Here is a 26,259-nt window from a genome sequence, read left to right as displayed (position 1 = left end):
AGACTATAAGCATGGTGTACTCATCTTGTTGGCGCAAAGGAATCGGCCAAGTAAAACGTTGCTTTAGTAATATTGGGTTAGAAGTGCAAGACGCTCAATTCTTGCAACACGGCGAGCATGCAACTTTGCCATCCGCTCCGATTGTGTTGGTCGCCTGCTCTGGCGGTCGCGATTCACTTGCGCTAACGGCGCTTGCATCAAAAGTGTGCGCAAGCAGAGGGATTCGATGCGCTGCAATAATCGTAAATCATAATCTTCAAAAAGACTCCAGCAAAGTGGCGTTTAATGCAGCTAAAACCGTTGCAAAACTTGGAGTAGACGAGTCACTCGTATTTGTTAAATCTGTGCAAGTTAAAGATAACGAAGAGGGAGAAGAAAGCGCAGCTAGGGATGCTAGATACGCTGCGATTATTGAAGTTGCAAAAGATTTGCGCGCGGCGGCGGTTCTTTTAGCACACACAGCAAACGACCAAGCAGAAACGGTTTTAATGGGATTGCGCGATTCTGCTGGCTTGGAGGCCGTAGCTGGAATGAAAGACGTTACAGTTAGGGAGAATGTGCTATTTGCGCGGCCGCTGATTAATCTTACGCGGCTTGAAACCACGCAGATTTGCAAGGATTTGGGCGTTGAATGGTGGGATGATCCAACAAACGGCGATTTAACGCCAAGTAATGTTGATCTGCCAAAAGCCTACCCATTGCGATCTAGAATCAGGCATACCCTTATGCCGTATATTTCGCGATTTTTTGCGTCAGACATGACTTTGCTGCTTGCAAAGGGAGCAAAATTTGCTCAAGACGACCTAGACTACATAAACTCTCAAGTAAATCTTGTAGAAAAAGAGGCGATTGTAAAAGAGGATTGCAAAGTCAAAATCAAACTTGCGACTTTAGCAAACAGCCACATCTCGATTAGGCGACGAATCGTAGCTCGCGCGCTAAGTGCTGCTGGAATACGCTTTTCGTCAAATCATATAGAATCAATCGACGAGCTAATAACAAACTGGCATGGCCAAAAGCCGATTGCTCTTCCAGAAGGATATGAAGCAAGCAGAAAATCGCAGACTATAACGATTCGTGAACGCTACTAAAGATTGGTCAAATCTGCCATCATCTTATTAACGCCAACGTAAGTGTAGTTAACGTCTCCAGGCGGATTAACAACAACCGCAAAAGTTAGCGCGCCTCCCGACTTTCTAGAAACGTTGCCAACCATAGACGAAACATCACCCAAAAATCCAGTTTTAACACGCATTAATCCAGCGGCCGACTTATCAACAAGACGCTTTCTAGCAGAAGTACACCAAACGCCTGGCAAAGCCAAACCTTCTGCTGCTGCCGCGCCAAGCCCCGCCTTAAGATTTTGCGCTTGAACCTGAATCAAAGTAACCGCGCGAACAGCAGACTTAGGAGAAAGCCCCGAGCAATCCGACATATGCAATCCGTTTATGTCAATACCTAAATCGCGCAAAACATCTTGCACAGCCAAAGTTGCACCCTTTGGAGAATTTGACTTACGCATAGCGAGCGCAGTTAAACGCCCAAACTCTTCTGCAAGGGAATTGTCGGAATGTCTAAGCATGTACGCCATTATCTCGCTTAGCGGAGCAGAACAAACGCGCGCAATCTGGCTAAAATCGGCGGAAATAAGCGATTTTTTGTAGCTAACATGCATGGAGTCTGCGCCAGAAATTTTAGCTGCCTTAGTGATTTTTGCAGAATCGCCCTTCCATTCACGAACGTCAATGCCATATTTTTGCAACAAATTTGCAAAAATCAAACCCGTACTAACAGCAGGATGCCTGTCTAAAAGCGGATAATCGTCGGTATCGTCCGCGTCGTTTCCGTACGAAACCCACGCCGCAAAATCGCGATTGCGCCCCTCATCTACCGCAACAGACGAAGTTGGAGCGTAGAATCTACCTTCTTCATCGTTCTCGTTAATAAGATCAGGATACCTTTTTGCGCCAAACAGCGAATCGTCAACAGCAAACTGAACAATCTTAACGCCCCGCTTTTTAAGAGCTGCAGCCGTTTTATTTGCAAGAGTTTCTAAACCTGCTCTACCGTTTACGTGATTCGGGTCGCTTTGCCCAGCCCCAAGCAGCATGTCTCCGCCGCCGCGCAAAACAATTCGCGCAGCACTCCCACTCTCGTCGCAGCTTGCATAAACCAGCGTGTCTAGCGTTGAAGCCATGTCTAAAGTATGCGAGGCCGCTAGAGCTGTAAGCGTTTTCATTGTAGACGCTGGTTGCAAAGCAAGATCTTCGTTTTTTGCAGCAATAATCTTCCCGTTTGCATCCGCTATAACAGCTGCCGCATTTGGCCCAAGCGCGGGATTTTCAAGGAATGTTTGCAAAACCTTTTCCGCAGCATCTTTGTCAACTGGCTTGTTTTTATCTAATTGCTTTATTAAAGACGCGTAATGCGCTATTTTCTTAGGTTTTGGACTGCTTAGCTCTTGCAAAGATTTATTGTTTTTAATTGCCATTCGCGACTGAATAAAATCGCGATTTTGCAAAAGATCTTTGCTATCAAACAGGATGTATCCGCACATTAGTGATACAACGCTTGCAGCTGCGATTAAGCACACAACAGCGCGATTACGTGACTTTGGCGGCTTTTGCGCACCTAAGCTAGACGTAAATCCAGCTTTTTCTCTTGATTCTTTAGACGTAAAAGCATCTTCTGGAATCTCGATTATATTATCTGGATTCTTAACGTTTTCATCGTCTTGCATGCGCACGCCGCCTGTTTTACCGATTAATTGCAACTCTGTATAACTATACAAGCCATGTAGACTATATAAGAACTACATAAAGTCTACATAAGCTATACGCTTGCACACATAAATCGCAGATCTTACGTGCGCATTAATACTCAAGCAGTAATCGAGGCAAATCTGCGCAAGTTTTCTACAATACGAATCATGCGCTTATCCATTACTTTGCCACCAATAATTACGCCAACAGCCAACACAATTGCGCCGTTCACTACGAACAGAATGCATGCAATCCACAGCAGTTGCGGCGCAAGAATAATAAACGCAATCACAGCCGCAGCCGAAGGAATCATGCAAACTACAGAAAGAAGCATAAAGCCGATAGCTGCAAAACTTCGCCCGCCAGCACTTCCTTGCGGCCTAGAAAATGGCTTTTCGATTGACGCTACAGGGTACATTGCAATGCACGAAGAAATTAAGCCAATGCCTATGGTAGCAAAAGCTACTCCGATTGGAGAAAGAGTTTGGAACATAACTGCATTCATATTTTGCTGAACATTTGCTACAAAGAAAAGGAAAGCGTAAACCCCTATTCCAAGAATTGCAAAGTACACAGCGCAAATCACGGACCAAACTATTGCGTGCGCTAAACGATCGTGCAAACCTTTTACGCCAATAATCGCATGCATAGTAAAAGATGTTCCATCGTATGCAATATTGTTTCCAACAACCATTCCCATAAGCGTCGCAGCATATATCATCCAGCCAGAAACACCTATGTCCTGTGCTATAGAACCAAATCCTTTAGCATTAAAACTAGTTCCTCCTGCAACTACCAGCATAAAAAGCGGCGCAATAAGCAAAAACAGTTGACGCATATCTCTTCTCATAACGCTAACAATTCGAGCAATAATCGCACCAACTATGTTGTCTGGAACTGATGCAAAGAAGCCGATTCCCTTAGTTTTAACAACTGTTTTTTGCTCACCGCGAAGTAGCTTAGGCTCTAATTTTGCGCAAAATACAGAGATTGCAAAGCAAGCAGCAATCGTTACAACGCAAATAAGGAAGCGAATAACAAGCGCAAGCCAATTGCCATTAATGACGTCAAGAGGCAAAGCCATAGCAGCGCTTAATGGAGTAAAAGCAGACACAGCGCAGAAACTTGTACCTAGCGAAATTACAATTGACGAGGGGCTATGCGTATTCATTGACGCAACAAAAAGCATATACGCCACAAAAATAACAAAGTAAAAAATGTTTCTTGAACGCTTGTTTATTAAAATAGTGTCCAAAAGCTCAATAAGCATTTTGCTTAAAGACACGATTGTTGCAACGTAAAGCGGAGCTGCAATTACGCTTACTAAAACTGGCACAATTCCAAAGTTTCTGTACGCTAAAGACCACAAAGCAAGCGCGATTGTGCAGCTTATTGAAATCGCTCCAAAAAGGGAGCCAAGAAGCATGCCAGCTTGCTGCTTTACGTGAGGAATACCGTAAAGCGCAAAACTACGCGATTTTAGCGTTGTGTCGCTGCCTAACATAAACAGGTTTATAAACAGCGTAAAAATTGACACAATCGACGCAATCATTATTGGAATCAATTGGAATTCCTGCCAATCTTTAGCGTCTGCAAGCATTCCTGGATTAAGATACTTTCCTGCTTCCCAGCCTGCAAAACCAAGAGCACATATAATCGCAAGTCCAAAAACAATTGATATACCAAAGCCGATTTTTTGCCAAATCGACTTTCGCATAACGGAAAAAGTAAGCGCCCAACGAAGGCGAACCATTGTAAAAATCATAGACATGATTACTTACCGCCCTTCGCTCACGCGTTGTGGTTGCTTGCGATTGGCGTTGCGTTATAAGACTCGCCGCCATTAAGCCAGTCAATGCGCGCAGCCGCGTGACGCCCGCCAACAAGCTCCATGAAGCGATCTTCAAGATCTTTGCCCTGAGCCACCTCTTCAAGAGTGCCAGCAGCCGCAACATGACCTTCGTTAATAATTGCCACGTGCGAGCACATTTTTTCAACCAATTCCATAACGTGCGAAGAAATAATCACCGTTCCGCCAGTAGAAACATACTCGGCGAGAATATCCTTCAAATTCGCGCTAGAAACAGGGTCCACTGCCTCAAAAGGCTCGTCCAACACAAGCACACGAGGGCTGTGAATCATTGCTGTTGCAAGGCAAATCTTCTTAGTCATACCAGTTGAATAGTCCGAAACCATAGTGTTTGCAGCTTCTGTTAAGTCGAAAGCAGAAAGCAAGTCGTTTGCGCGCTTTACGGATTCCGCGCGACTCATATCGCGAAGCATGCCAGCGTAAGTTAAAAGCTGAAGGCCAGTAATCGTCTTAAAAATCTCGTCTGCTTGAGGCATTAAACCGATTGCACGCTTAGCGCTATTTACATCACTCCAAACATCGTTGCCAAAAATCGAAGCCGAGCCAGCATCTGGCATAAGCAAGCCCGTAAGCATCTTAATAGTAGTAGTTTTGCCAGCACCATTAGGGCCTACTAATCCATAGAAAGAGCCTGCTGGAATATCTAGCGAAAGATTATCTACAGCAACTTTCTTACCAAAAGTCTTAACAAATCCGCGAATAGAAACCGCAGGAACTTCTGAATTGCTATCACTTGCATCACTCGAATAAGTGTTTGCACCAAAAACTGGAACAGAATCCACCATATAAACCTCGCAACATACAGATAAACGCACGTATTGCGCCACATTAATTGCGCAATCGCACGTTTATATCAAGGATTCCATTATCTCATATCTTGCGTATAAACACACTACGAGGCAGGTCATGTCGTTCGCGCAGAACGCAGCAAAACTATCGCCCCGTGTGATGAATCGGCTTCCACTCGCTCTTAGAGAACACAGCTTGGAACGCAATCGGCACATACGAAAGCATAAAAATCGGGAAGCTAAGCGCGTACGCAAAAAGCTCTTTGTTAGTGGCCCCAAGCTTATCGTGTTCTACAAGAATGGTAAGCGAAACAAACACCATCATGCCCAAAACGCTTGTAACAGTAGTAGTTATAAAGCTAAGCGTTGAATCAATCTGACTTGCCCACGTAACAAATCCAAATGCTGCAAATATAAATCCGAGTATAAGGCGAATAATCGCAAGCACCATAAACGGGCAAAGCATAAGCGTAAAGTCAACAGACGAAAAATCGCGCTCACGAATTCCGTGCCGTATAAGAGCCGCTCCGTAATATCGGAACACTTGCAAGAAGCCCTTACTCCAACGCAGTCTTTGCCTCCAGCTTTGCCTAAACGATACAGGCTGCTCGTCGTAAAGAACCGCTGACCCGCAATAGCCAACTTTGTCGCCATGCAAAATCGAGTCCATTGTAAACTCAAGGTCTTCTGTAAGAAGATGGAACTTCCACCCACGATTTCTGTGCATAATCTCGCGCGAAAACATGAATCCCGTTCCGCCTGCGTGGCAGCTAGACCCAAAAAGCATGCGCGAATTGTTGGTAAATCGCGATTCGCGTATGAACCACAATGCGGACCCAGAAGACACCCAATTATCCGATAGGTTCACGGAATTTCTGTAGCTTGTTAAAATCTGATACCCTGCGTGGAATCCCTTATTCATCTCTTCAAAATAATGCAAATCCAGCTTATTGTCGGCGTCAAAAACAAAGTATGCGTCGTAATCTTTGTCTTTTCCAAGCTCCATTATGTGGTCCAAAAGGTAGCTAAGCGCGTAGCCCTTGCCAATATGCTGCTTATCGAATCGCTCTATAACATTGCATCCGTAATTTCGCCCAACTTGCGCAGTGGTATCTGTGCAATTGTCGGCAACTAGCCAAATATCTATTAGCTGTTGATTATAAGTTTGATGCTGTATGCACTCTATAAGATTGCCGATTACAGCTTCCTCATTTCGCGCAGATATTAAAACCGCGTAATGCTTGTCCATTGGCGCTGGAGGGAAAACCACTGGCTTTGCAACAAGTGACGCAACTGCACAAACGCCTTGGTAAATAACGCTACTAACGCCGATTATAATTACTAAAACGTCGAAAATAGACAAAAGAATCATTTATTCCACCCGCTTCGTGGATTTGTGTTTGTGTTCGATTTTTTGTTTTTACTTTCGTTTGGAATTGTAGCAGATTTATTTGCTTTCGACTTATCTTGCGACTTACCTTTAGCATTTGCATGCAACACGTCGGCTGCTTGCGATTCATCGGCTGCTTGCGACTTATCCAAACCCGAATTTTCCGCACGCTTCTTAGCAATATCCTTATTTACAGCGTCTAAAACATCGCGCGAAATCGCCATAGTAGCAATATATCCAGAATCTTCTTGGGAATTTTGATTTTCGTTAGCATCACTAGAAGAAACATAAGCTTGCTTATACCAATACATAATGTCTTCATTAATCGAAACTCTAGAAGACGAGCCTTTCATAACTCTAAGCACACTATCTTTAACAGGCTTTACAAAACTATTGCCAATCGCTTCAACACTCGTAACCATAATCGACTTGCGATTAGGCTTTGGATCGTTCATTAATGGAGAATCAACAAGCTTATACTGCTTTGTGCAAACCTTAAGAATAGCTTGCAAGCTGGCAGTAACAGGAAGAGCCAAAAACGCGCCAAGAGCGCCAAAAACAGCACCCATAATCAACACCGACAAAAATGCTACAGCAGGATTTAAGTCCATTGTTTTCTCGGAAATCTTAGGAGAAATAACCATGTTTTCAATCTGCTGATAAATCGTAACAAAAATAAGAACAGCCAAAGCGGATGCAAAACCGTTGGAACCCCAAGCAAACACAATTGGCAAAGCTCCGCCTAAATACGTACCAATCGTAGGCACAAATTGCGAAACTATTCCACAAAACAGCGCAAGCGGAAGCCAGTACGGAACTTTCATAAATATTAGGAAAATCGCAGTACCCGTTGCATTAATCGCAGCCAAAATTGTGCGCGAGAACAAGAAGCTAGATATTTGTTCTTGAACAACCGACCATATAAACAAGAATCGCCTTTGAGACTTAGGATTTAGCAGGCGGCACACACTTCGGCGCATTGCAGGACCTGCAGCCGAAATATAATAAGTAACCATCAAAATGGTAAGCAAATCAAGCAAAGCGGCCATCAAACCCCAGGTGGTGTTAAGTGCAAAACCGCCAAAATCCACAACCCACGATGTTTGAATGTTGCGCAAAATCTCCATTCCAAGCTGCTCGATATTCGGCATCCTAAATCCAGTGGAATTTAACACAAAATGCGCAAATTGGTTGTATAAATCAGGTAAACCAAGAACCATGGAAACAGCCTGTTGCACAAAAAGATTGCCAAAAAGAACAAGCAGCAAAATAATAACCACAAGCAGCCCAACCAAGCTTGCCAAAGACGCAAAAGCCCTACTCCAACCGTGTTTTATAAGGCGCACAACAAGTGGCTCTATTGCCAACGCTATAAAAATGGAGATTACAACGTCGAAAACTATAAAAGCTATACTTCCCCACGCGAACCAAACAAAAATCGCAACAAACGCGGCGATTACCGCATACATAAGCGCGCGACTTAGCCAATCAGGAGGCCTGCGATTATCTCCCTTAGCTGGAAAAATCGAAGCTAAGTCGATTTTTGCGCTTGTGCCGTTGCTATCCATACGGCTTTCGTAGTTTTCTTTATTTGTCATAAATTCCATTGTACTTTACAAAGCGTGTAACACAATCAACAAAGCGTGTAACACAATCGTAACCAGATAGTCGAGTCGCTGAAATCCAAAATCTTATGCAACAATCTAAACTATTTACTGAGATTTTTATGAAAGGATCGTGGCATGACCACTTTGCAAACTAAAGAAGATGCCGAGGCTTTGATTAAGCAAGAAGGCATTGAGTACGTATCTGTTCGATTTACTGATTTGATTGGCGTTCAGCAGCACTTTACTGTGCCTGCAAGCGAGTTCTTAAACAGCGCATTTACAGATGGAATGGCCTTCGACGGCTCTTCTATGCAAGGATTCCAGGCTATTAACGAATCCGACATGAAGCTTATTCCAGACGTAGACACCGCATACATTGACCCATTCCGCAAGCACAAGACTTTGAACGTTGCTTTTTCGATTGTGGATCCTGTAACAGACGAGCCTTATTCTAGGGATCCTCGCCAAGTTGCAATTAAAGCCGAAGCCTACTTAAAGGCCACTGGCATTGCCGATACCGCAAGCTTTGCTCCAGAAGCAGAGTTCTTTATTTTCGACAAGGTGCGTTTTGCAAACGACATGCAGCGTTCCTTCTACGAGGTGGATTCTAACGAGGCTCCATGGAATTCTGGCATAGACACCGAAGACGATGGCAGCAATAACATTGGTTTTAAGAACCGCGTAAAGCACGGATACTTCCCTGTTCCACCTGTTGATCACAACCAAGACTTGCGCGACGACATGGTTTACAATCTTCAAAAGGTTGGCTTGATTCTTGAGCGTTCCCACCACGAGGTTGGCGGCGCAGGCCAGCAGGAGATTAACTACCGTTACAACACGCTTGTTCACGCTGGCGACGACTTAATGAAGTACAAGTACGTTGTTCACGAGACTGCTGCTTTGGCTGGCAAGGCTGCAACGTTTATGCCTAAGCCAATTGCTGGAGATAACGGAACTGGCATGCACTGCCATCAGTCGCTTTGGAAGGATGGCAAGCCATTGTTCTATGCGGAAACTGGTTATGCTCAGCTTTCCGATATTGCGCGTTGGTACATTGGCGGCTTGATTAAGCACGCGTCTTCTGTGCTTGCTTTTACAAATCCTTCGCTTAACTCTTATCACCGCTTGGTTCCAGGCTACGAAGCTCCTGTAAACTTGGTTTACTCTGCTCGTAACCGTTCTGCAGCTATTCGTATTCCTCTTGCTGGAGAGGCTCCTGCTGCTAAGCGCATTGAGTTCCGCGCGCCAGATCCTTCTTGCAACCCGTTCTTGGCGTTCTCTGCTCAGCTTATGGCTGGCTTAGACGGCATTATGAACCACATTGAGCCTCCTGCTCCTGTTGATAAAGATCTTTACGAGCTTCCTCCAGAAGAGCACGACGGCATTAAGCAGGTTCCTTCTTCGCTTGGCGAGGCTTTGCAAGCTTTGGAAGAAGATCACGACTTCCTTATGCAAGGCGATGTGTTTACTAGCGACTTGATTGAAACTTGGCTTAATCTAAAGCATGAGGAGATGGATATGGCTCGTTTGGCTCCAACGCCACTTGAGTACGAGCTTTACTTCCATATCTGATATTTGTGATTAATAAAATCCCCCGCAAGAAAACTTGTGGGGGATTTTATTTTGCATTCGTCTTTTATTTTAAATCGCAAAGCCTAGTGTTCTAGCAGCGTTTACAGGAACAGCCTCATCTGCCCAATAATCCTCAAGGTTTTCGTCGCTAGAAAGCGAGCGCATTTCTGCGCGATCAATGTAAAGCTCACCGCGCAAATGATCCGTCTCGTGCTGGAAGATTCGCGCTGGCCAACCATGCAAGCGCTGCGAATGCTGCTTTCCATCCTCGTCTTGCCAAGTGGCTTGAATGTCTAGCCAGCGTTGACGAACAGCTTGATACCCTGCAACACTTAAGCAGCCCTCGTAGAAGCTGCGCGTTTGCGTGCCAATTGGCTCATAGTGCGGGTTAATAATCGCCCTAAATGGCAATTCCGCAATATCTCTAGGGTCGTCTTCGTCGTCTCTAACGTGATCTTCTACAACCGCAATCGCTAAGCCAAGACCGATTTGCGGAGCGGCCAAACCAACTCCTGGAGCGTCTAGCATAGTGCTGTGCATAAGCGAAATAAGCTTGTTAAGCGTTGCGCGCGTAAGCTGACCATCGTAAGCAACCGTGCGCTGCCTTAAAACAGGCTCCCCTGCTTGAACAATCGACAAAACACCATCTTCTGTAGCAGAATCCAAAAGTCGCTCTACTGCGCGGCTAAGCTTAGTATCGACACTTGCGTGATGCGTAAACATAGGACTCCTTTACCAGGCGATTCATAAAACTTCTAAAGTAATCTATAAATCTAAATTCGACTATTGCTAATGGCATATATATCAACAACAATACCAAAAGAGCTAGTATATCAAGATTATCCGCTTTTTGTAGCTCTAGACGGCGTGTCTAACAACAAAAGTGCGCGACGACCTACCTTTTCGCTTGAGAAGCGTAGCGCGAAAAGGTAATTCGGAGCGCTGAGCCGCTCAAGGCAGAAGCACTGCTTCTGCGCGGCGAAGACGTGAGCGCGCTGTAACGCGCGAGCGCTATTCCCGACTTTGTAGCTCAATATGCCGATTTGAACAACATTCTCGGGAAAATCTACAGCTTAAGATTATCCGTTACAACTTGTGCAAGACGCGCGCACACCTCATCTGCCTGCTCTTGCGTTGCAGCTTCGCACATAACGCGCACAAGTGGCTCAGTTCCGCTTGGACGAAGAAGAACGCGACCCGTGTCTCCCAAAAGCGCGCTCTCCTTATCTACTGCATTAAGAACAGCAGCATTTGTTTTAGCAGCCATCTTATCTACGTTTGGCACATTTACTAGGCATTGTGGAAGCTGCGGGAAGTCGGCAGCCATTTGCGAAAGCTTCTTGCCCTCTCGCACAACTTCTCGACACAACGTAAGCGCTGTAAGCGTGCCGTCTCCCGTGGTTGCAAACTCGCGATTAATCACGTGCCCCGACTGCTCGCCGCCAAGAGAATAATCGCCTCTAAGCATCTCTTCTAGAACGTAGCGATCTCCAACGCTTGTTTGAACAGTGGAAATGCCCATGTCTTTTAGCGCAAGCTTTAATCCAAGATTACTCATTACAGTAACAACAAGAGTATTATGATTCAGCTTGCCTTCGGCTTTCTTAGAGCGCGCAAGAATGCCCATAATTTGGTCGCCATTAACCATGTTTCCGTTTTCATCTACAGCCAAGCATCGGTCCGCATCTCCGTCGAAAGCTACTCCCAAATCGGCCTTAGATGCCTTAACCATAGCTTGCAATTGCTCGGGATGCGTGGAACCAGCATGATCGTTAATGTTGTAGCCATCTGGAGATGCGTTAATCACAATCACTTCTGCGCCAGCTCTGCGCAATGCTTCTGGAGCTACTACAGACGTTGCACCATTTGCGCAATCTGCCACTACTCTAAGACCTGCAAGCGGCTTAGGACGAGTAGAAGATTCACTGCTTAAAGGTGCTACAGAAGAAACAAGATGATCAATATAAAGATTTGTAGCTGTAGTGGTATCGTGGCTGATTCGCCCAACACCACTGCCTGTAGGACGCTGCCAATCCTTGCCTAAAACCGCCTCAATCTCATCTTCTTTACTGTCTGGAAGCTTAAAACCACCGCGTGCAAAGAACTTAATTCCATTATCAGGCATTGGATTATGCGAAGCAGATATTACGGCACCCATTTCTACGTTTAGAACAGAAGTCAAAAAGGCCACACCAGGAGTTGGGATTATGCCAGCGTCTATAACGTCAAATCCGCCTGCACTCATGCCTGCAGCTAAAGCAGACGCTAGAAAATCACCAGAAACGCGAGTATCGCGACCAACCAGCGCCCTTCTCCTAGCGTGCATTTTTGTTTGTGCAACGCGATTATTAGAATCGCACTCACTTGTTGATTCTGTTGATTCTGTTGATTCTCCTAAAACTCGAACGGCAGCATCGCCTAAATCTAGCGCTAATTGTGCAGTTAAATCGCGATTCGCTAATCCTCTAACGCCATCGGTACCGAACATATTTGGCATAATCAGACTCTTTCAATTAGATTTCAAAAAACACACTGCGTTCCATTTTACTCTGCAATACGCTAGACGCGCCACAATTGCACACTACGACTTGCGTAGTTAACAATTAATCACCCAAAAATAGGATTATAGGCTCAATATCGTAGACACAAAAAAGACCACAAAAAAAATTAAGCCCGCCTAAAAAAGACGGACTTAATATTTAATGCTTTATTTAATGCTATCTAATTCTTAAAGTGATTAAATCACTCAAATAAAACCGATAATCTAAAATCAGGCTTCTACTGGAGCATTAACGTCTGCAGGCAAAGCAGCCTTAGCAGCTTCGACGATTGCCTTAAAGGTTTCAACGTCGCTAACAGCAAGCTCAGCCAAAGCGCGGCGATCCAATTCAATGCCAGCTAAGCGCAAACCCTGAATAAAGCGGTTGTAGGTGATTCCTTCTGCGCGAACAGCAGCGTTAATACGCTGAATCCACAACTTGCGGAAATCGCCCTTGCGAGCCTTGCGGTCGCGGAAGTTATAAGTAAATGAGTGAAGCAGCTGTTCCTTTGCCTTGCGATAAAGGCGGGAACGCTGACCGCGATAACCCGAAGCCCTATCAAGAACAACGCGACGCTTCTTGTGAGCATTAACTGCGCGTTTTACTCGTGCCATAAGTATTCCTCAGCTTTCTTAAAAATTTTTAATTGCGTCTTCGTTTTACTGCAACTTACTTAGTTAGCAAGCCCTTCAAATTCTTGCTCTGTGCTGTAGCTAAAACCTTATCTGCAGACAAAGCACGACGCTTACGAGCAGACTTATGCTCCAAGTTGTGGCGCATTGCGCTACCATCGTGCATTACCTTACCAGTGCCGGTGAGGCGAACGCGCTTGGACGCTGCGGAATTAGTTTTCATCTTCGGCATTGCTGCCCTCCTTATGATTCTGATCAGATTCTACAGAAGCTTTTGCGGACACATCGGCCGCTGCCTGAGCCTCTTGCTTTGCCGCAAGTCGTGCTGCTTGACGAGCTTGACGCTCTGCGCGCGATTCGGCGCCTCTACGACGCTGCTCAGACTGAGTATGAATCTTTTTACCCTTAGGGGCGAGAGTCATTATTATGTTACGACCCTCCTGCTTAGGGGCAAACTCCACGGTTCCACTTTCGGAAACCTCATCTGCAAGCCTACGCAATAACTCAACTCCACCTACAGGCCTCGACTGCTCGCGGCCGCGCAGCATAATGGTGACTTTTACTTTGTCTCCACCATTTAGGAATCGAAGAACATGACCCTTCTTAACGTCGAAATCGTGGTCGTCAATCTTGAGTCGGAAACGAATTTCCTTAATCTCGGCCGTACTTTGATTACGACGCGCTTCACGAGCCTTAATCTTCTCGTTGTACTTGTACTTACCGTAGTCAATAAGCTTGGCTACAGGAGGCTTAGCAGTAGGCGCAACCTCTACAAGATCGAGGTTTGCTTCCTTTGCCAGGTTCAACGCTACCGAGGTCGCAATAACACCCACCTGCTCGCCTTTCGGACCGATAAGGCGTACTTGTGAGACGCGAATCTCTTCGTTAATGCGTGGTTCGTCGCTAATGATGACTCCAATCCTTGTTAAAACAGTGGAACAGCACACCAAAAGGTCAAAGATAAATTCAAGTTCAAACATCAATCAAATGCGCTCAAGAATAGCGCTGTAGCAAGCATATTGCCACGTGACCGAAGTCATGAACCCGAAACCCTTTAGGCTTCCAGGTGGGATATACCACTTTCTTGATTACTCAAGCCAAATGTCTATTTTACTTGGAGACTTGACAATAGTCAAACATGCTCAAAAATACTAAACAAGTCGCATTAAATATCAACAAAACACGCTATATAATCGCAATTCCGCGCGCGCGATATTATATGACTATGGAGCCTTTGAAGCGCTGCGTTGTTTTAGCAGCTGGAGATTATTACGACCATACGCGCGAACACGTTCCTGATCGCGCTTTAACTATTGCAGCAGATGGTGGCTGGGATCATGCGTGCAGACTTGGTTTGCATGTTGATGCTCTAATTGGCGACTTTGACTCTGTGCGATTAAAGCTCCCAACAGACGCTGCGATTACGCGACTTCCTGCCGAAAAAGATGACCCTGATTTGCTTTCTGCTCTTAAAGTTGGCTGGTCTAAAGGATCTAGAGAATTCCATATTTTTGGCGGATTAGGCGGACGCGTTGACCACACGATTTCCAACATTCAACTTATGGTTCGACTTGCCGTTAGAGGTGGAATCGGATTCTTGTATGGAGACGGAACGATTGTTACAGCAATTCACAACGGTTCCCTCGACTTTCCTGCGTCCAATGGGCCCGAAGGACGCATGGTTTCTGTGTTCTCACACACGCCTATTTCTAGCGATGTAAACGAGATTGGGCTTAAATATCAACTTCAGCACGAAACTATGTATGGCGATGCCGTTCAAGGCCTAAGCAACGAGTTACTAAACGACACTCCTGCGCATATTGACGTTCACGAAGGCACTCTTGTAATCACATTCCCTATAGACGCTCCACTGCCGCAAGTCAGCTGGTTTAAGCGTCCAGTTGGCGATTTGGGAGATATAAACACTAGCATTTCAAGCGCTCTCGCCGTTTCGCCAAAATAGCGTAAATAATCGCAAATGCGCGATGCAGCAAGGCAAAACTTGCGCAAGTGTAGTACAAAATGATGCACTAACGTAGTACATACCGCACATTAAAATGGACACGTTAGTTTAATAACGAAAACCGAAAACGTATTGTTAAAAATCGCGAAAAATCGCAAAAACCGTGCGTTGAGGTTTCACTCAAGGGAGATTCCACATGACAGTCAAGATTGGTATTAACGGCTTTGGACGTATCGGCCGTTTGGCATTCCGTCGTATTTTTGAGCTTCAAGCTCGCGGCGGTCAAGCTGGCGATATTGAAGTCGCAGCCATCAACGATCTGACCACTCCTTCAATGCTTGCTTACTTGCTTAAGTACGACAGCACTCATGGCACTTTCCGCCACGACGATGGCACCCCAGTTGAGGTGACTTCTACCGAAGACGCAATCGTGGTAGATGGCAAGACCTACAAGGTTTACGCCGAAAAAGACGCAAACAACATTCCATGGGTTAAGAACGATGGCGTTGAGTTCGTGCTCGAGTGCACTGGCTTCTACACTTCTGCAGAAAAGTCCCAGGCTCACTTGAACGCTGGAGCTAAGAAGGTTCTTATCTCTGCTCCTGCTAAAGACGAAACCACCCCAACCGTTGTGTTTGGTGTGAACCAAGAGATCTTAAAGCCAACCGACAACATTGTGTCCGCTGGCTCTTGCACCACCAACTCCATGGCTGCAATGGTTAAGCTTTTGCAAGATAAGTGGGGCATTAAGTCCGGCTTTATGACCACTATCCACGCTTACACTGGCACCCAAATGATTCTCGACGGCCCACGCGGCTCCAAGCCACGCAACAACCGTTCTGCTGCTTGCAACACAATCGAGCACTCCACTGGTGCTGCTAAGGCAATCGGCAAGGTTGTTCCAGAGGTTAATGGCAAGCTTCAGGGTCACGCTCAGCGTATTCAGGTTCCAGATGGATCCGTTACCGAGTTGACTACCGTTCTCGAGAAGCCAGCAACCACCGAAGAAATCAACGAAGCCTTCAAGAAGGCTTTCGAAAACTGCGAGTACTTCGGTTACAATGCTGACAGCATCGTGTCTTCCGATATCATCGGCGACACCCACGGTGGCGTTTTCGATCCAACCCAAACCGACGTTAACACTGTTGACGGCGTAACCTTGGCTCGTACCGTTACCTTCTACGACAACGAGTACGGCTTTACTGCTAACATGATTCGCACATTGCTTTACTTCGCTGAGATTGCTGAGTAAAATTAGCGAAACAAATAAAGCTTACTAGGCTAGTAAAGATAGCCTAGTAAAGCTAAATAAAGCTACAAACCCCTTGCGGTGACTCATCGCAGGGGGTTTTCGCAACGCATTGCACACGGGGGTAAAAATGGGCAAAAAACATGCTGCAACAGGCAAAGCAACGCCAGCAATCGCACAGCTAGAAAACGCTGGAATCACATTCCGCGTTGTTGATTACGAGCACGATGCAGATCACATGGACGACGGCTACGGCATGGAAGCAGCGCAAAAGTTAGGCGTAAATGCTGAACAAGTTTGCAAAACGCTTATGGTAGACACAGGCGAAAAGCGCGTAGTCGGCATTGTGCCAGTAAACGCCCGATTAAGCATGAAGGCAATTGCTAGCGCAGTAAATGCCAAAAAAGCAAGCATGACTAGCCCGGATGTAGCTCAACGAGAAAGTGGCTATGTTGTTGGAGGAATCAGCCCATTTGGTCAGCGCACTCATCACGAAACCGTTCTGGATGCTAGCGTTATGCACTTTGACGAGATTCTTGTTTCTGGAGGAAAACGCGGACTAGACGTTGTTCTAAATCCAAACGATTTGGTTAGCTTGCTTAACGCAACTGTGGCAAATATTCTAGCTTAAAACTAGCAAACGTCGTGGCAACGTGCGATAATCCGTAAGGTTGTTCATTTTAATCGTTAGGAGTTTATTATGGGTATGCGTGGACGCAAGCGCAAGGCTCGCCGCAAAAAGGCAGCAAATCACGGCAAAAGGCCAAATGCTTAATGCAAATGCTTAATACGTTTGATTTGCGTATAAATTTGTAACTAAAAGCCCACGGATTTATTACCGTGGGTTTTTTGTTTACGTGATTTTTAATCGAATCGTCAAATCGCCGAATAGTCAAAACATCGAATCTTCAAACAATCAAACACTTAAACAATCAAAGACTTAAGCACGCGCAAGGGTCTTCGCTGCATTCTAGGATTATTGCATGGCAAAGAACATAGATGAGTTGCTAGAAGCACTAGAAAAAGCATCGCAGCAAGATAAAAACACAACATTGTGCAAATCAATGCTGCTTGGCTTCGACACAGAAACAACGGGCGCGATTATTGGCAGTGATTCAATATGCTCCGCAACGCTCGTTTTTAGAGACCCAGCGCGCGGGCGTAACAATGACGTTATTGCAACGTGGCTTGTAAACCCGCATAAGCCAATCAACCCTAAAGCAAGCGAAGTAAACGGCTTTACGAACGAGTTTTTGCAAGAAAACGGAGGCGATCCAACTCAAGAAATCGAATTGCTTGGAAAAGCCATTAGCCTTGCACAAAGCAAGAATATTCCACTTCTTGCATACAATGCGCCTTTTGACGTTAAAATGCTAAACCATGATTTGCAAAGATGGAATCTTGATTCGTTGCAAAATCGCCCAAAAAGCACGGTTAATGACGGCGAGATGCTTGTTGTAGACCCACTTGTTATAGACAGAGCTATTTCTAAGCGCACTGGCAAACGCACACTTACGTACACAACGCAATTTTATGGAGTGGAGCCAATTGGCAATTTTCACGATGCTACAGCAGATACAGTTGCTGCAGTTGATTTGATTGAGCCTATAAGCGAGTTGCACGAAAACGTTGCAAATCTTAAGCTATGCGAGATTATGACTTGGCAGCGAGACGCTTACGCAAAGTGGAAATTAAGCTTTGATAGCTGGCTTAAGTCTAAAGGAAGACCAGCTAGCGAAGGAAGCTGGTTGTGATTAATGGCGATTCGCGCGCATTTTGTGCAATTTGCACAATTTACACAATTTGCGCGCGGAAAAATCGCAAGCAGCCACACATCAAATAAGCACAACTAAAATAAAATAAAATCAAATAAAATAAAAAACGCAAATAACAAAAATAACACGGAAAATAACACGGAAAAGCGAAATGTCTTTACAAAAATTATCTTTAGACGAAGCAAGCAATATTTTGTTAAAGCAAAATCTTTTGCGAGAAATAATACAAAATAAAAGTGCGCAAAAACATGACGATTTAACGCACGAAAACGACCAAACTTGGTCAATAGATGCTAGCGATTTTAATGGCCACTCAAAGCCGTACAGCCACATAACGTACGATTCGCGCGATATTAAGCCAAACACGTTGCTTTTTATTAAAGGCAATTTTAAGCCAGAATATCTTAAAGACGCAGATAAAAACGGCTTAAATGCATACGTTGCGCAGGATTGCTACGCGGAATACACAAATGCGGTTGGGCTGATTGTAACAGACGTTCGTAAAGCAATGAGCGTACTTTCGGCTGCATTCTTTAACAATCCGCAAGAAAAGCTTACTACTATTGGCATTACGGGAACAAAGGGCAAAACAACAACAGCATACTTTACTCATGCTATTTTGAACGCATATTCTAGTGGCAAAGCTGCGCTATTCTCTTCTGTAGACAATTGTTTAGACGGCAAAACATATGTTGAATCGGACTTGACTACGCCAGAAAGCCTAGACGCGTTTAGAATGATGAGCCAAGCTGTAGAAAATGGCATGAAATACCTTATTATGGAAGTTTCGTCGCAAGCATACAAAGTTAACCGCGTGTATGGATTGCACTTTAATGTTGCGGCATTTTTGAACATTAGTCCAGATCACATAAGCCCAATCGAACATCCTACTTTTGAAGATTATTTGTATTGCAAGCGTCAAATCGTAAAAAATACGGATGCGCTTGTGCTTAATGCGGATTGCGCGCATGCAGATTTGCTTCTTCAAGACGCACAAAAAAATGGCGTAAAAGTCACGACTTTTTCAAGAATACACAAAGAAGAACTAGACGGAAACACTTGCAATTGCTCAGAATGCAGCGATTATTCCGATATTCACCCTTACGAAAATAGCGAAAAATACCCAGAGCTTGTTTTGCCAAGGTATGTAGCGATACCAGAGCCGCAAGGGTCGCAAGAATCGCAAGGATTGCAAGAATTACCAAGCTCACAGGAGCATTGTATTGCGATTTTGGAAGGCGAAGCTAGCAAGTACGTAAATCAAGACATGCCTAATTACAGCGCTATAGACAAATTCAATCTAAAAATTGCTGGCGACTTTAACTACGAGAACGCATTGGCTGCGATTGCAATCGCACAAAACGCGCAACCAAATTTAATCAACAATGTTGAAGCTTTGCACGCGATTGAAAACGTTGAAATTTCAGGGCGAATGGAGATTTTTAAGGATCCAAAATCCAACACGATTGCGATCGTTGACTACGCACATAATTACGTTTCTGTAAAGGCGCTACTGGACTTTGTTGAAGAAAGATACGCAAGCAAGAGTTTATACACTACTCTTGTTACGGGGTCTGCTGGAAACAAAGCTTACGACAGACGCAAAGAGATTGTTCAAGCTGCGCAAAATCGAATCGATGAGTTTGTGTTTACAATCGAAGACACAAACACCGAAGATCCAATGGATATTTGCAACGATATGAAATCTTGCATAACAAGCCAAAGCGTTAAGTCGCAAATAGTAATCGACAGAACGCAAGCGATTGAGCACAGCGTAAACGAAGCTAGAGAACGCAATGAAAGCGATGAGAATAACGATTTATTAAACGTAATCCTCATTATTGGAAAAGGCGACGAACGCTGGATTAAGCACAACAACAAGCACGTTCCTTACGAAAGCGATTCGCTTGTTATTAAGCGCTTATTTAGCTAAGCATCTCTTTAGCTAAAGTCTAAAGTCAATCCGCAAGATTTGGATGAATGTTAGCGCGTTGATCTTTTGGCTTCTTTAAGTCTGGATCAACGCGCTCAATCAACATAGTGCGCGCATCTCCTGCCGTAACAAAGCTGCCGCAAATCAGCACTCCGTGACCATACCCCACTCCAAGCTCATCGTCTTCGTCAACAAGATTCACAGCTTCTTGAATAGCGTCTGGAAGATCATCAACGCGAATCACGCGATCTTTGCCAAACACGCCAATCGCAATCTTCTCTAGGTCTTTAGGGTCCATCACGCGGTCGCGCCAAGAGTTACGCGTAACAATAATCTTAGTCAAAATCGGCTCAAGAACGCCCAAGTATTCTTCAACTTGCTTATCTGCCATCATTGCTACAACGCCAATAAGCTGCTCAAAATTATAGTTTTCTTCGATTGTTTTACGAAGCGACTCGGCAGCATTCACATTATGACCGCCGTCAATAATAATCGTTGGAGAAGTACGCACTTGCTCAATTCGGCCAGGAACCTTAACCTGGCTCAAAGCCTCGGCAACCAAATCGCCATCTAAAGCGCCATTTACAGGCAAAACAACCTCCGCAGCAGCAAGCGCCGCAAGCGCATTATGCGACTGATGCACACCAAACTTGTCGATTGGAACATCTTCATAAGTGCCATTTGGAGTTCGTAAAGTGGCCACTTGACCGCCAACAGCTGGAGTGCGCGAAATAACCTCTAGCTCGCCACTGCCATCACTAAAATCACGCAAAAGCTTGGCATTATTGCGATTTGCCACCTCTTGAATAATCGGCAAAACTTGCGATTCGTGTGGCTGCGGCCCCAAAATCACAGTGCAATTTGGCTTAATAATGCCTGCCTTTGTGCGCGCAATCTCTTCAACCGTGTTGCCAAGCCATTGCATGTGATCCATGTCTACAGGGCCAATAATCGCAGCGTCCGCGTTCATAACATTGGTAGCGTCCCATTCGCCACCCATGCCAACTTCCATTACAGCAACATCTACAGGAGCATCGGCAAAAGCCCAAATCGCCATAGCTGTAAGCACTTCAAAAAAGCTCATGCGCGGCTTGCCCTCGGCGTCCATGCGCGCGTCAACCATGTTTATAATGTCTTTCATTTGATCAAACACGTCAACAAACTGGTCGTCGCTAATTTCTTGGCCGTCAATCATGATTCGCTCATTTATACGCTGCAAATGCGGAGAAGTATAAAGGCCAGTGCGCAAGCCATACGCGCGGCAAATCGCCTCCGCCATGCGCGCTGTGGAGCCCTTGCCATTTGTGCCAGTAATGTGAATCACGTGCATCGACTGCTCTGGATGCCCCAAAATATCAAGAATTAGGCGCATTCTATCTAAATCAAGATTCGTCTTATTATGCTCTGGAGCGCGGCTCATAATATCTCGCTCAACGTCAACAATTCGCTCATTGGTGCGATTTGGATGTTCCATCGACATTTTGTGCTCCCCTATATTTGATTTACGCTTTCGGATTTACGTTTTTGCTCATTTTTCCAACTATCTAGATTAATAACTGTAGTGTTTTTGTACCTGATTTACGGCGTGTCGTGTCGTTCGCGCGGTCTAAGCGCTCTAAGCGAAAAGGTAGGTCGGCGCGCAAACGCACTACAAAGTACGATCAATTCCTACTTTTGTTCCCATTTATGCTCGATATGGAAACAAACTCGGGGAAATTGAGGGCTACGAATTACGTAATGTGAATTACGTAATGTACTAACAGTTTTATAGCGCGTTATAGATTTCTGCAATAGTCAAAAATGTTACAAATCACACAAACTTCGCGCATAAAGGCGTGTTCATGACTCTTAGATGGTAGAGTACACGTTGGCGTTTCTGCCCAGGCTGCGTAGGTCAGGGAACGCTCAAAGAAATTACAATGCGCAGCAATCAATAGTTAGGAACACTAATGAGTGATATTCTAAACAACGAATCCGCAAATAATCAAAGCGAAGAAAACGCGCAAAGCTCTGCGCAATCCGAAACTCCAATAACCGATAAGGCTCGTGCAAACGCAAATCCTGAACCAACAACAATCGCAAGTCTTAAATGGCGCGTTGCAGACATATCGCTCGGCGCTGCTCTAGCTGCCTTGTTTGGCATAATCTACTGGGGCTTTACAATTGTGTTCTTCTCCCAAATCTCCCCTATTTTGCGCACAGTTTTGCCTGGATTTGGCAGCATTTTGCACGGCGTTTGGTACCTTTCTGGCCCACTTGCTCTTCTTTTAATCCGCAAGCCTGGTGCTGCGATTTACGTAAACGTTGTTGGCGCCGTGTTTGAGAACATTCTTGGCCAGCAATACTCTGCGTTTATGGTTTTGGCTTCTGCCGCTTTGCAAGCCGTGTTTAGTGAGCTTCCTTTTGCTATAGCTCGCTACAAAAAGTACAATCTTACTTTAAGCGTAATTTCTGGCACGCTTACCGCTCTTGAATATGGCATTTACTTAATGTTTGTGGTTTACCAAGGAAAGAGCGCAAACTATCTTACAATTCACATGATTTGCGAGCTTATAAGCGGCTTTGTGATTGCAGGCATTGTTCCTTGGCTTCTATTCGTTGCAGTTCGTAAGACTGGAGCTTTAAGCAATTTTGCTTCTGGAAGAGACCAAGAAGTAGTAGCGTAGCTATTTGCTCTAAAGCTGCTTGCGACTTGTCTTGCGCGCACTCATGCGATTTTGCGTGTTAAACAGCGTGTTAAACGTTTATGGGTGTGTGCTAATCTAGTCGTTGCTAACTTTGTTAGCGTGGGGCTTTAGCTCAGTCGGTTAGAGCAACGGACTCATAATCCGTCGGTCCAGGGTTCAAGCCCCTGAGGCCCCACTAAATAATCGCCTTAATGGCGTATAAAAAAGCTTCAACTCGTTTTGTTTTAGGATTATCCTAATTCATCTAACAAGTTGAAGCTTTTTGTTTATATTCTTTGCATACCGCGGTAGAAAGTATCTCGAATAACTTGACTGCGATTAATTCCTAATTTCTTAGCTTGTTCATCAATCCAATCAGTCCATGATTGAGGGAATCGTGCATTAATCGCAACAGTCTGTTCTCGTTTTTCCTCTACTCTTGGCCTCCCAGCTCTTAGGAGCCTCACAGCAGTATCAATGTCTGGCGCATCATCTGCTGCACGCATAAACATTGCTTGAATCATCTGCTTGGATTCTTTGCCATCATAGTGCTTAGCCTTATTATCGTCCCAAACAAAATCAGTCATGAGCATACCTTTCTACAGCCCTGCTTGAGCAAGATAGTCTGGGATTTCGCTCGGATACTCTGGCCACGCTCCTGCTTGAGTGCAAACGTACGCAGCAGTGTTGATTGCAGCACGATGCGCGTCTTTAAGCGAATCGCCAGCTAAAATCCTTGCAGTAAACGTGCCAGAGAACGAATCGCCAGCACCAACCGTGTCGTTAACTTCCACATGAGGAGTTGGGTATGTAGAGCTTTCGCCCGTCTTAGTAAAGATTGCGCTAAAAGTAGATCCGCCAGTCAAAATCACGTAATCCAAACCATAGCGAGCCTGGAACCATCTGCAAGCCTCATTGTCGGAAGTTTCGCGAATATTGAACATATCTCTAAGAAGAAGCAGTTCGGAATCGTTAAGCTTAAAAACGGTTGCCTCTTTAAGAAGGGCGTCAATCAAATCTTTTGAATAATGATCACTACGAATGTTTATGTCGAAGAACTTCATGGCGTTTGGCTTTGTGTGCTTTAGAAGCTCCAAAACAGTGTCGTGAGTTTCTTGCGATCTTAAGCTAAGCGTACCAAAGCAAATCGCATCTGCTTTGCTAACAAGATCCACAAGTTCGCGCGTATAAACAATATGATCCCACGCAATATTTCGCACAATTGTGTACTCTGGAATGCCATTTCTAAGCGAAACGTCTACCGTGCTAGTTGGCCAAGCGTTGCGCTGAATAACGTGCTTAATTCCTGCTTTTTTGACTTCGTCAACAAGTTCATTGCCAAGAGTATCTTCTCCAACAGCACTAATAACGTAGCTTTCTGCACCATTGCATTGCGCGTGATACGCAAAGTTCGCTGGAGCACCTCCAACTCGTTTTCCTTGGGGAAGCAAATCCCACAGTAGTTCTCCAAGTGAAAGAACGATTGGCTTAGTCATTGTATTCCTTTCGAGAGTATCGATGATTTTGCTGCGACTCGTTAATTAAACATTTTATTGCAATAAGTCATATAAGACGTATATTAAGCCATACAAGTCATATAAGCAGTACAAGACGTGCAAAAATATAAGCCATGCAAGTCATACAAATCATACAAGCCGCAATAAAGTAATGTTGTTATAACAACTAAGTGCTATAACAACATTATTGCGTAAAGATTAGATAATTAATTTAGACGATCTTAGATAGTCTTAGATAATCCCAAATAATCCGTTTAGATAGCAGAACGCTACTTTGACGCGCGCTGAGCCATCCAAGCTTCAACATCTTCGATTTTCTTAGGAATATCAATAGAAAGCCACTCAGGACCATTCTCCGTCATCAAAACATCGTCTTCAATGCGGATTCCAATTCCGCGCATCTCTGGCGGAAGCATAAGATCATTGGCAGCAAAGTACAAGCCAGGCTCGATTGTAAAAATCATTCCTGGAGTAATCTTTGCACCCTGATACGCCTCGTAGCGAGCTTGAGCGCAATCGTGAACATCTAGACCCAAGTGGTGAGCAACACCGCAAGCATGCCAACGGCGATGCTGCTGACCTTGCGGAGAAAGCGATTCTTCAACGCTAACCTTTAGAATACCCCACTCGTGCAAATGCTCCGCAAGCACGCGCATGCAAGCGTGGTGAATATCGCTGTAAGTGGCACCTGGCTTAGCAGCCTCAAAACCAGCTTGCTGAGCGTCTAGAACGCACTGATAAAGCTTCTTTTGCAAATCTGTAAACTTGCCATTGGTTGGGAAGGTTCGCGTAATGTCTGCAGTGTAAAGGCTGTTGACTTCTACGCCTGCGTCGATAAGCAAAAGTTCGCCGCTAGAAACTACGCCAGTGTTGCGCATCCAGTGCAAAATTGGAGCGTGCTTGCCTGAAGCAACAATCGTATCGTAGCCAACTTCGTTTCCAACTTCTCGAGCAACGGAGTTAAAAGCGCCTTCAATCATGCGCTCAGAATGCTCCTTGCCCAAAGCTTGTGGCAAACGCGTAAGCATGCGGTCAAAGCCTAATTTTGTAGCAGCAATAGCTTTGCGCATTTCGCCAATCTCGTAAGCGTCTTTAAGCATACGAGCTTCGGCTGCTACTTCGTGCAACTTATCGTCTGCAGCAATATTTGCATCTTCGTCGCTAAATCCGCTTGCTTCCCTTAGTGCATCTACGCGCGCAGTTAAATCAGCGTCCGACTCGCGCACAATTCGCACGCGCACGCTTTCTGCAGCGCTATTATCGTCGCTAACGTTTCTTGCAATCGCATCATCAAGCTCAGCAATATCGCGCGTTTCAATACCAGTCATAGCCTTAAGCTCTTTAAGTCCTGCGCGAGGACCAACCCAGTATTCGCCGTAGTGCGGATCTTTGTAGAATGCGGCAGTGCTATTGTCTGCGCGAGGAGCCACAAAAAGCTGCGGAATGTGAGTTTTGCCAGCCGCTTCCTCGTCGCTGCCTGCTTGCACTGGCTCAAGCACAAGAACAGCGCCAGCCTCGTAATCCTGACCCAAGCCAGTGTAATACGCGAAAGTTGTGTCTGGCCTAAAAGCGTAGTCGCAATCGTTATTGCGCACTTTTGGCTGACCTGCTGGAATAACAAGGCGCTCACCTGGGAATCGCTTGCCAAGCGCTTCTAGACGCGCTGGCGTGTATTTTGACGATTCGAGCGGTTCGATTTGTGGCTCCTGGTTATCCCAGCCGCTAGTCATAAACTCTTTGAAGGAATCGCTGTTTGGGCGCAAAGATCGATTATTTACGCGGTCTTGCGCTTTTTGCGTGCCATCCGCGTTTAGCTGCTCGCCATGTATTGTTGGCGTTGATTGATGCATATCTTCTGCCATCTTGCGACTCCTTGAGTTTAATCTTTAATCAACCTAACTTTAATTAGCTTAATCTTTAATCAACCTAATCTTTAATCAGCTTAGATTCAATATACATTTCCCTATTTTCTTATTAGGAATGTACATTGAAAAT

23 protein-coding genes and 1 tRNA gene are annotated in these 26,259 nt (G+C 45.1%); 10 read left to right on the top strand and 14 right to left on the bottom strand.

Going from position 1 to position 26,259, the window contains the following annotated elements:
* Positions 1 to 11: 11 nt before the first annotated feature.
* The gene (gene tilS / locus AC1EKB_RS00375) at positions 12 to 1,091 is read left to right on the top strand and encodes a tRNA lysidine(34) synthetase TilS (protein WP_481248515.1); all 1,080 of its coding nucleotides are present in this window, start codon (positions 12 to 14) and stop codon (positions 1,089 to 1,091) included.
* On the opposite strand, the gene AC1EKB_RS00370 is transcribed toward tilS, so the two are convergent.
* The 5 genes from AC1EKB_RS00370 to AC1EKB_RS00350 form a co-directional block, all read right to left on the bottom strand.
* The gene (locus AC1EKB_RS00370; RefSeq protein ID WP_481248514.1) at positions 1,088 to 2,740 is read right to left on the bottom strand and encodes a D-alanyl-D-alanine carboxypeptidase/D-alanyl-D-alanine-endopeptidase; all 1,653 of its coding nucleotides are present in this window, start codon (positions 2,738 to 2,740) and stop codon (positions 1,088 to 1,090) included. The genes tilS and AC1EKB_RS00370 overlap by 4 nt on opposite strands.
* Positions 2,741 to 2,880: 140 nt before the next feature.
* A complete protein-coding gene (locus tag AC1EKB_RS00365; protein WP_481248513.1) occupies positions 2,881 to 4,533 on the bottom strand; it encodes a hypothetical protein in 1,653 nt (550 codons plus the stop codon).
* Positions 4,534 to 4,553: 20 nt separating this feature from the next.
* Positions 4,554 to 5,417, bottom strand: coding sequence for an ABC transporter ATP-binding protein (locus tag AC1EKB_RS00360; protein ID WP_481248512.1), 864 nt, complete (start codon positions 5,415 to 5,417; stop codon positions 4,554 to 4,556).
* A gap of 148 nt (positions 5,418 to 5,565) precedes the next feature.
* Positions 5,566 to 6,792, bottom strand: a complete 1,227-nt coding sequence (locus AC1EKB_RS00355) for a glycosyltransferase family 2 protein (RefSeq protein WP_481248511.1) — start codon at positions 6,790 to 6,792, stop codon at positions 5,566 to 5,568.
* Positions 6,789 to 8,408, bottom strand: coding sequence for an AI-2E family transporter (locus AC1EKB_RS00350; RefSeq protein WP_481248510.1), 1,620 nt, complete (start codon positions 8,406 to 8,408; stop codon positions 6,789 to 6,791). Before AC1EKB_RS00350 ends, AC1EKB_RS00355 begins: the two co-directional genes overlap by 4 nt.
* A gap of 144 nt (positions 8,409 to 8,552) precedes the next feature.
* Here AC1EKB_RS00350 and glnA point away from each other — a divergent pair, with 144 nt between their 5' ends.
* Positions 8,553 to 9,989: a type I glutamate--ammonia ligase gene (gene glnA, locus AC1EKB_RS00345; RefSeq protein WP_016819218.1), complete on the top strand. Its 1,437-nt coding sequence runs from the start codon at positions 8,553 to 8,555 to the stop codon at positions 9,987 to 9,989.
* Positions 9,990 to 10,058: 69 nt separating this feature from the next.
* Here glnA and AC1EKB_RS00340 read toward each other — a convergent pair whose 3' ends face one another.
* The 5 genes from AC1EKB_RS00340 to infC form a co-directional block, all read right to left on the bottom strand.
* A complete protein-coding gene (locus AC1EKB_RS00340; RefSeq protein WP_004130015.1) occupies positions 10,059 to 10,712 on the bottom strand; it encodes a peptide deformylase in 654 nt (217 codons plus the stop codon).
* A gap of 343 nt (positions 10,713 to 11,055) precedes the next feature.
* The gene (gene glmM / locus AC1EKB_RS00335) at positions 11,056 to 12,486 is read right to left on the bottom strand and encodes a phosphoglucosamine mutase (protein WP_481248509.1); all 1,431 of its coding nucleotides are present in this window, start codon (positions 12,484 to 12,486) and stop codon (positions 11,056 to 11,058) included.
* A 273-nt stretch (positions 12,487 to 12,759) separates the two neighbouring features.
* Entirely contained in the window at positions 12,760 to 13,143 is a 384-nt protein-coding gene (rplT, locus tag AC1EKB_RS00330; protein WP_004114536.1) for a 50S ribosomal protein L20, read from the bottom strand.
* Between the two features lie 55 nt (positions 13,144 to 13,198).
* The gene (rpmI, locus tag AC1EKB_RS00325) at positions 13,199 to 13,393 is read right to left on the bottom strand and encodes a 50S ribosomal protein L35 (protein ID WP_004132712.1); all 195 of its coding nucleotides are present in this window, start codon (positions 13,391 to 13,393) and stop codon (positions 13,199 to 13,201) included.
* Positions 13,374 to 14,141, bottom strand: a complete 768-nt coding sequence (gene infC, locus AC1EKB_RS00320; RefSeq protein WP_481248508.1) for a translation initiation factor IF-3 — start codon at positions 14,139 to 14,141, stop codon at positions 13,374 to 13,376. Before infC ends, rpmI begins: the two co-directional genes overlap by 20 nt.
* A 245-nt stretch (positions 14,142 to 14,386) precedes the next feature.
* On the opposite strand from infC, the gene AC1EKB_RS00315 reads away from it, so the two are divergent.
* From AC1EKB_RS00315 to AC1EKB_RS00290, 6 genes are all read left to right on the top strand, one after another.
* Positions 14,387 to 15,124, top strand: coding sequence for a thiamine diphosphokinase (locus tag AC1EKB_RS00315; RefSeq protein WP_481248605.1), 738 nt, complete (start codon positions 14,387 to 14,389; stop codon positions 15,122 to 15,124).
* A gap of 196 nt (positions 15,125 to 15,320) precedes the next feature.
* Positions 15,321 to 16,376: a type I glyceraldehyde-3-phosphate dehydrogenase gene (gene gap, locus AC1EKB_RS00310; protein ID WP_481248507.1), complete on the top strand. Its 1,056-nt coding sequence runs from the start codon at positions 15,321 to 15,323 to the stop codon at positions 16,374 to 16,376.
* A 127-nt stretch (positions 16,377 to 16,503) separates the two neighbouring features.
* Positions 16,504 to 17,004 (top strand): Cys-tRNA(Pro) deacylase, encoded by a 501-nt coding sequence (gene ybaK / locus AC1EKB_RS00305; protein ID WP_004130002.1) that lies wholly within the window; start codon positions 16,504 to 16,506, stop codon positions 17,002 to 17,004.
* Between the two features lie 69 nt (positions 17,005 to 17,073).
* A complete protein-coding gene (locus AC1EKB_RS00300) occupies positions 17,074 to 17,148 on the top strand; it encodes a 50S ribosomal protein bL37 (RefSeq protein ID WP_369803150.1) in 75 nt (24 codons plus the stop codon).
* 208 nt (positions 17,149 to 17,356) lie between these two features.
* The gene (locus tag AC1EKB_RS00295) at positions 17,357 to 18,127 is read left to right on the top strand and encodes an exonuclease domain-containing protein (protein WP_481248506.1); all 771 of its coding nucleotides are present in this window, start codon (positions 17,357 to 17,359) and stop codon (positions 18,125 to 18,127) included.
* 172 nt (positions 18,128 to 18,299) lie between these two features.
* Positions 18,300 to 20,081, top strand: a complete 1,782-nt coding sequence (locus tag AC1EKB_RS00290; protein ID WP_481248505.1) for a UDP-N-acetylmuramoyl-L-alanyl-D-glutamate--2,6-diaminopimelate ligase — start codon at positions 18,300 to 18,302, stop codon at positions 20,079 to 20,081.
* Between the two features lie 25 nt (positions 20,082 to 20,106).
* On the opposite strand, the gene AC1EKB_RS00285 is transcribed toward AC1EKB_RS00290, so the two are convergent.
* On the bottom strand, positions 20,107 to 21,561 hold the full coding sequence (locus AC1EKB_RS00285; protein WP_415694656.1) for a bifunctional folylpolyglutamate synthase/dihydrofolate synthase: 1,455 nt from the start codon (positions 21,559 to 21,561) through the stop codon (positions 20,107 to 20,109).
* Positions 21,562 to 22,030: 469 nt separating this feature from the next.
* On the opposite strand from AC1EKB_RS00285, the gene AC1EKB_RS00280 reads away from it, so the two are divergent.
* Together AC1EKB_RS00280 and AC1EKB_RS00275 are read left to right on the top strand one after the other, a co-directional pair.
* Complete coding sequence (locus tag AC1EKB_RS00280) at positions 22,031 to 22,747, top strand: ECF transporter S component (protein WP_481248504.1); 717 nt, start codon at positions 22,031 to 22,033, stop codon at positions 22,745 to 22,747.
* A 122-nt stretch (positions 22,748 to 22,869) separates the two neighbouring features.
* Positions 22,870 to 22,943 (top strand) — tRNA-Ile (locus AC1EKB_RS00275).
* A gap of 91 nt (positions 22,944 to 23,034) precedes the next feature.
* On the opposite strand, the gene AC1EKB_RS00270 is transcribed toward AC1EKB_RS00275, so the two are convergent.
* From AC1EKB_RS00270 to AC1EKB_RS00260, 3 genes are all read right to left on the bottom strand, one after another.
* Entirely contained in the window at positions 23,035 to 23,334 is a 300-nt protein-coding gene (locus tag AC1EKB_RS00270; protein WP_464405659.1) for a hypothetical protein, read from the bottom strand.
* 12 nt (positions 23,335 to 23,346) lie between these two features.
* Positions 23,347 to 24,243, bottom strand: coding sequence for a carbohydrate kinase family protein (locus tag AC1EKB_RS00265; RefSeq protein WP_415694653.1), 897 nt, complete (start codon positions 24,241 to 24,243; stop codon positions 23,347 to 23,349).
* A 290-nt stretch (positions 24,244 to 24,533) separates the two neighbouring features.
* Entirely contained in the window at positions 24,534 to 26,114 is a 1,581-nt protein-coding gene (locus tag AC1EKB_RS00260) for an aminopeptidase P family protein (RefSeq protein ID WP_481248604.1), read from the bottom strand.
* Between the last annotated feature and the right edge of the window lie 145 nt (positions 26,115 to 26,259).

The sequence above is a fragment of the Gardnerella sialicivorans subsp. sialicivorans genome, from assembly GCF_056746795.1.
Note: the sequence above shows the minus strand (reverse complement) of the source record. Positions and strands in the feature narration are given on the sequence as shown.

Excerpts from the sequence above, each read along its gene's own strand:
- tilS (WP_481248515.1), top strand. The coding sequence starts at position 12 with ATGGTGTACTCATCTTGTTGGCGCAAAGGAATCGGCCAAGTAAAACGT.
- AC1EKB_RS00370 (WP_481248514.1), bottom strand. The coding sequence starts at position 2,740 with ATGCAAGACGATGAAAACGTTAAGAATCCAGATAATATAATCGAGATT.
- AC1EKB_RS00365 (WP_481248513.1), bottom strand. The coding sequence starts at position 4,533 with ATGTCTATGATTTTTACAATGGTTCGCCTTCGTTGGGCGCTTACTTTT.
- AC1EKB_RS00360 (WP_481248512.1), bottom strand. The coding sequence starts at position 5,417 with ATGGTGGATTCTGTTCCAGTTTTTGGTGCAAACACTTATTCGAGTGAT.
- AC1EKB_RS00355 (WP_481248511.1), bottom strand. The coding sequence starts at position 6,792 with ATGATTCTTTTGTCTATTTTCGACGTTTTAGTAATTATAATCGGCGTT.
- AC1EKB_RS00350 (WP_481248510.1), bottom strand. The coding sequence starts at position 8,408 with ATGACAAATAAAGAAAACTACGAAAGCCGTATGGATAGCAACGGCACA.
- glnA (WP_016819218.1), top strand. The coding sequence starts at position 8,553 with ATGACCACTTTGCAAACTAAAGAAGATGCCGAGGCTTTGATTAAGCAA.
- AC1EKB_RS00340 (WP_004130015.1), bottom strand. The coding sequence starts at position 10,712 with ATGTTTACGCATCACGCAAGTGTCGATACTAAGCTTAGCCGCGCAGTA.
- glmM (WP_481248509.1), bottom strand. The coding sequence starts at position 12,486 with ATGCCAAATATGTTCGGTACCGATGGCGTTAGAGGATTAGCGAATCGC.
- rplT (WP_004114536.1), bottom strand. The coding sequence starts at position 13,143 with ATGGCACGAGTAAAACGCGCAGTTAATGCTCACAAGAAGCGTCGCGTT.
- rpmI (WP_004132712.1), bottom strand. The coding sequence starts at position 13,393 with ATGCCGAAGATGAAAACTAATTCCGCAGCGTCCAAGCGCGTTCGCCTC.
- infC (WP_481248508.1), bottom strand. The coding sequence starts at position 14,141 with ATGTTTGAACTTGAATTTATCTTTGACCTTTTGGTGTGCTGTTCCACT.
- AC1EKB_RS00315 (WP_481248605.1), top strand. The coding sequence starts at position 14,387 with ATGGAGCCTTTGAAGCGCTGCGTTGTTTTAGCAGCTGGAGATTATTAC.
- gap (WP_481248507.1), top strand. The coding sequence starts at position 15,321 with ATGACAGTCAAGATTGGTATTAACGGCTTTGGACGTATCGGCCGTTTG.
- ybaK (WP_004130002.1), top strand. The coding sequence starts at position 16,504 with ATGGGCAAAAAACATGCTGCAACAGGCAAAGCAACGCCAGCAATCGCA.
- AC1EKB_RS00295 (WP_481248506.1), top strand. The coding sequence starts at position 17,357 with ATGGCAAAGAACATAGATGAGTTGCTAGAAGCACTAGAAAAAGCATCG.
- AC1EKB_RS00290 (WP_481248505.1), top strand. The coding sequence starts at position 18,300 with ATGTCTTTACAAAAATTATCTTTAGACGAAGCAAGCAATATTTTGTTA.
- AC1EKB_RS00285 (WP_415694656.1), bottom strand. The coding sequence starts at position 21,561 with ATGTCGATGGAACATCCAAATCGCACCAATGAGCGAATTGTTGACGTT.
- AC1EKB_RS00280 (WP_481248504.1), top strand. The coding sequence starts at position 22,031 with ATGAGTGATATTCTAAACAACGAATCCGCAAATAATCAAAGCGAAGAA.
- AC1EKB_RS00270 (WP_464405659.1), bottom strand. The coding sequence starts at position 23,334 with ATGACTGATTTTGTTTGGGACGATAATAAGGCTAAGCACTATGATGGC.
- AC1EKB_RS00265 (WP_415694653.1), bottom strand. The coding sequence starts at position 24,243 with ATGACTAAGCCAATCGTTCTTTCACTTGGAGAACTACTGTGGGATTTG.
- AC1EKB_RS00260 (WP_481248604.1), bottom strand. The coding sequence starts at position 26,114 with ATGCATCAATCAACGCCAACAATACATGGCGAGCAGCTAAACGCGGAT.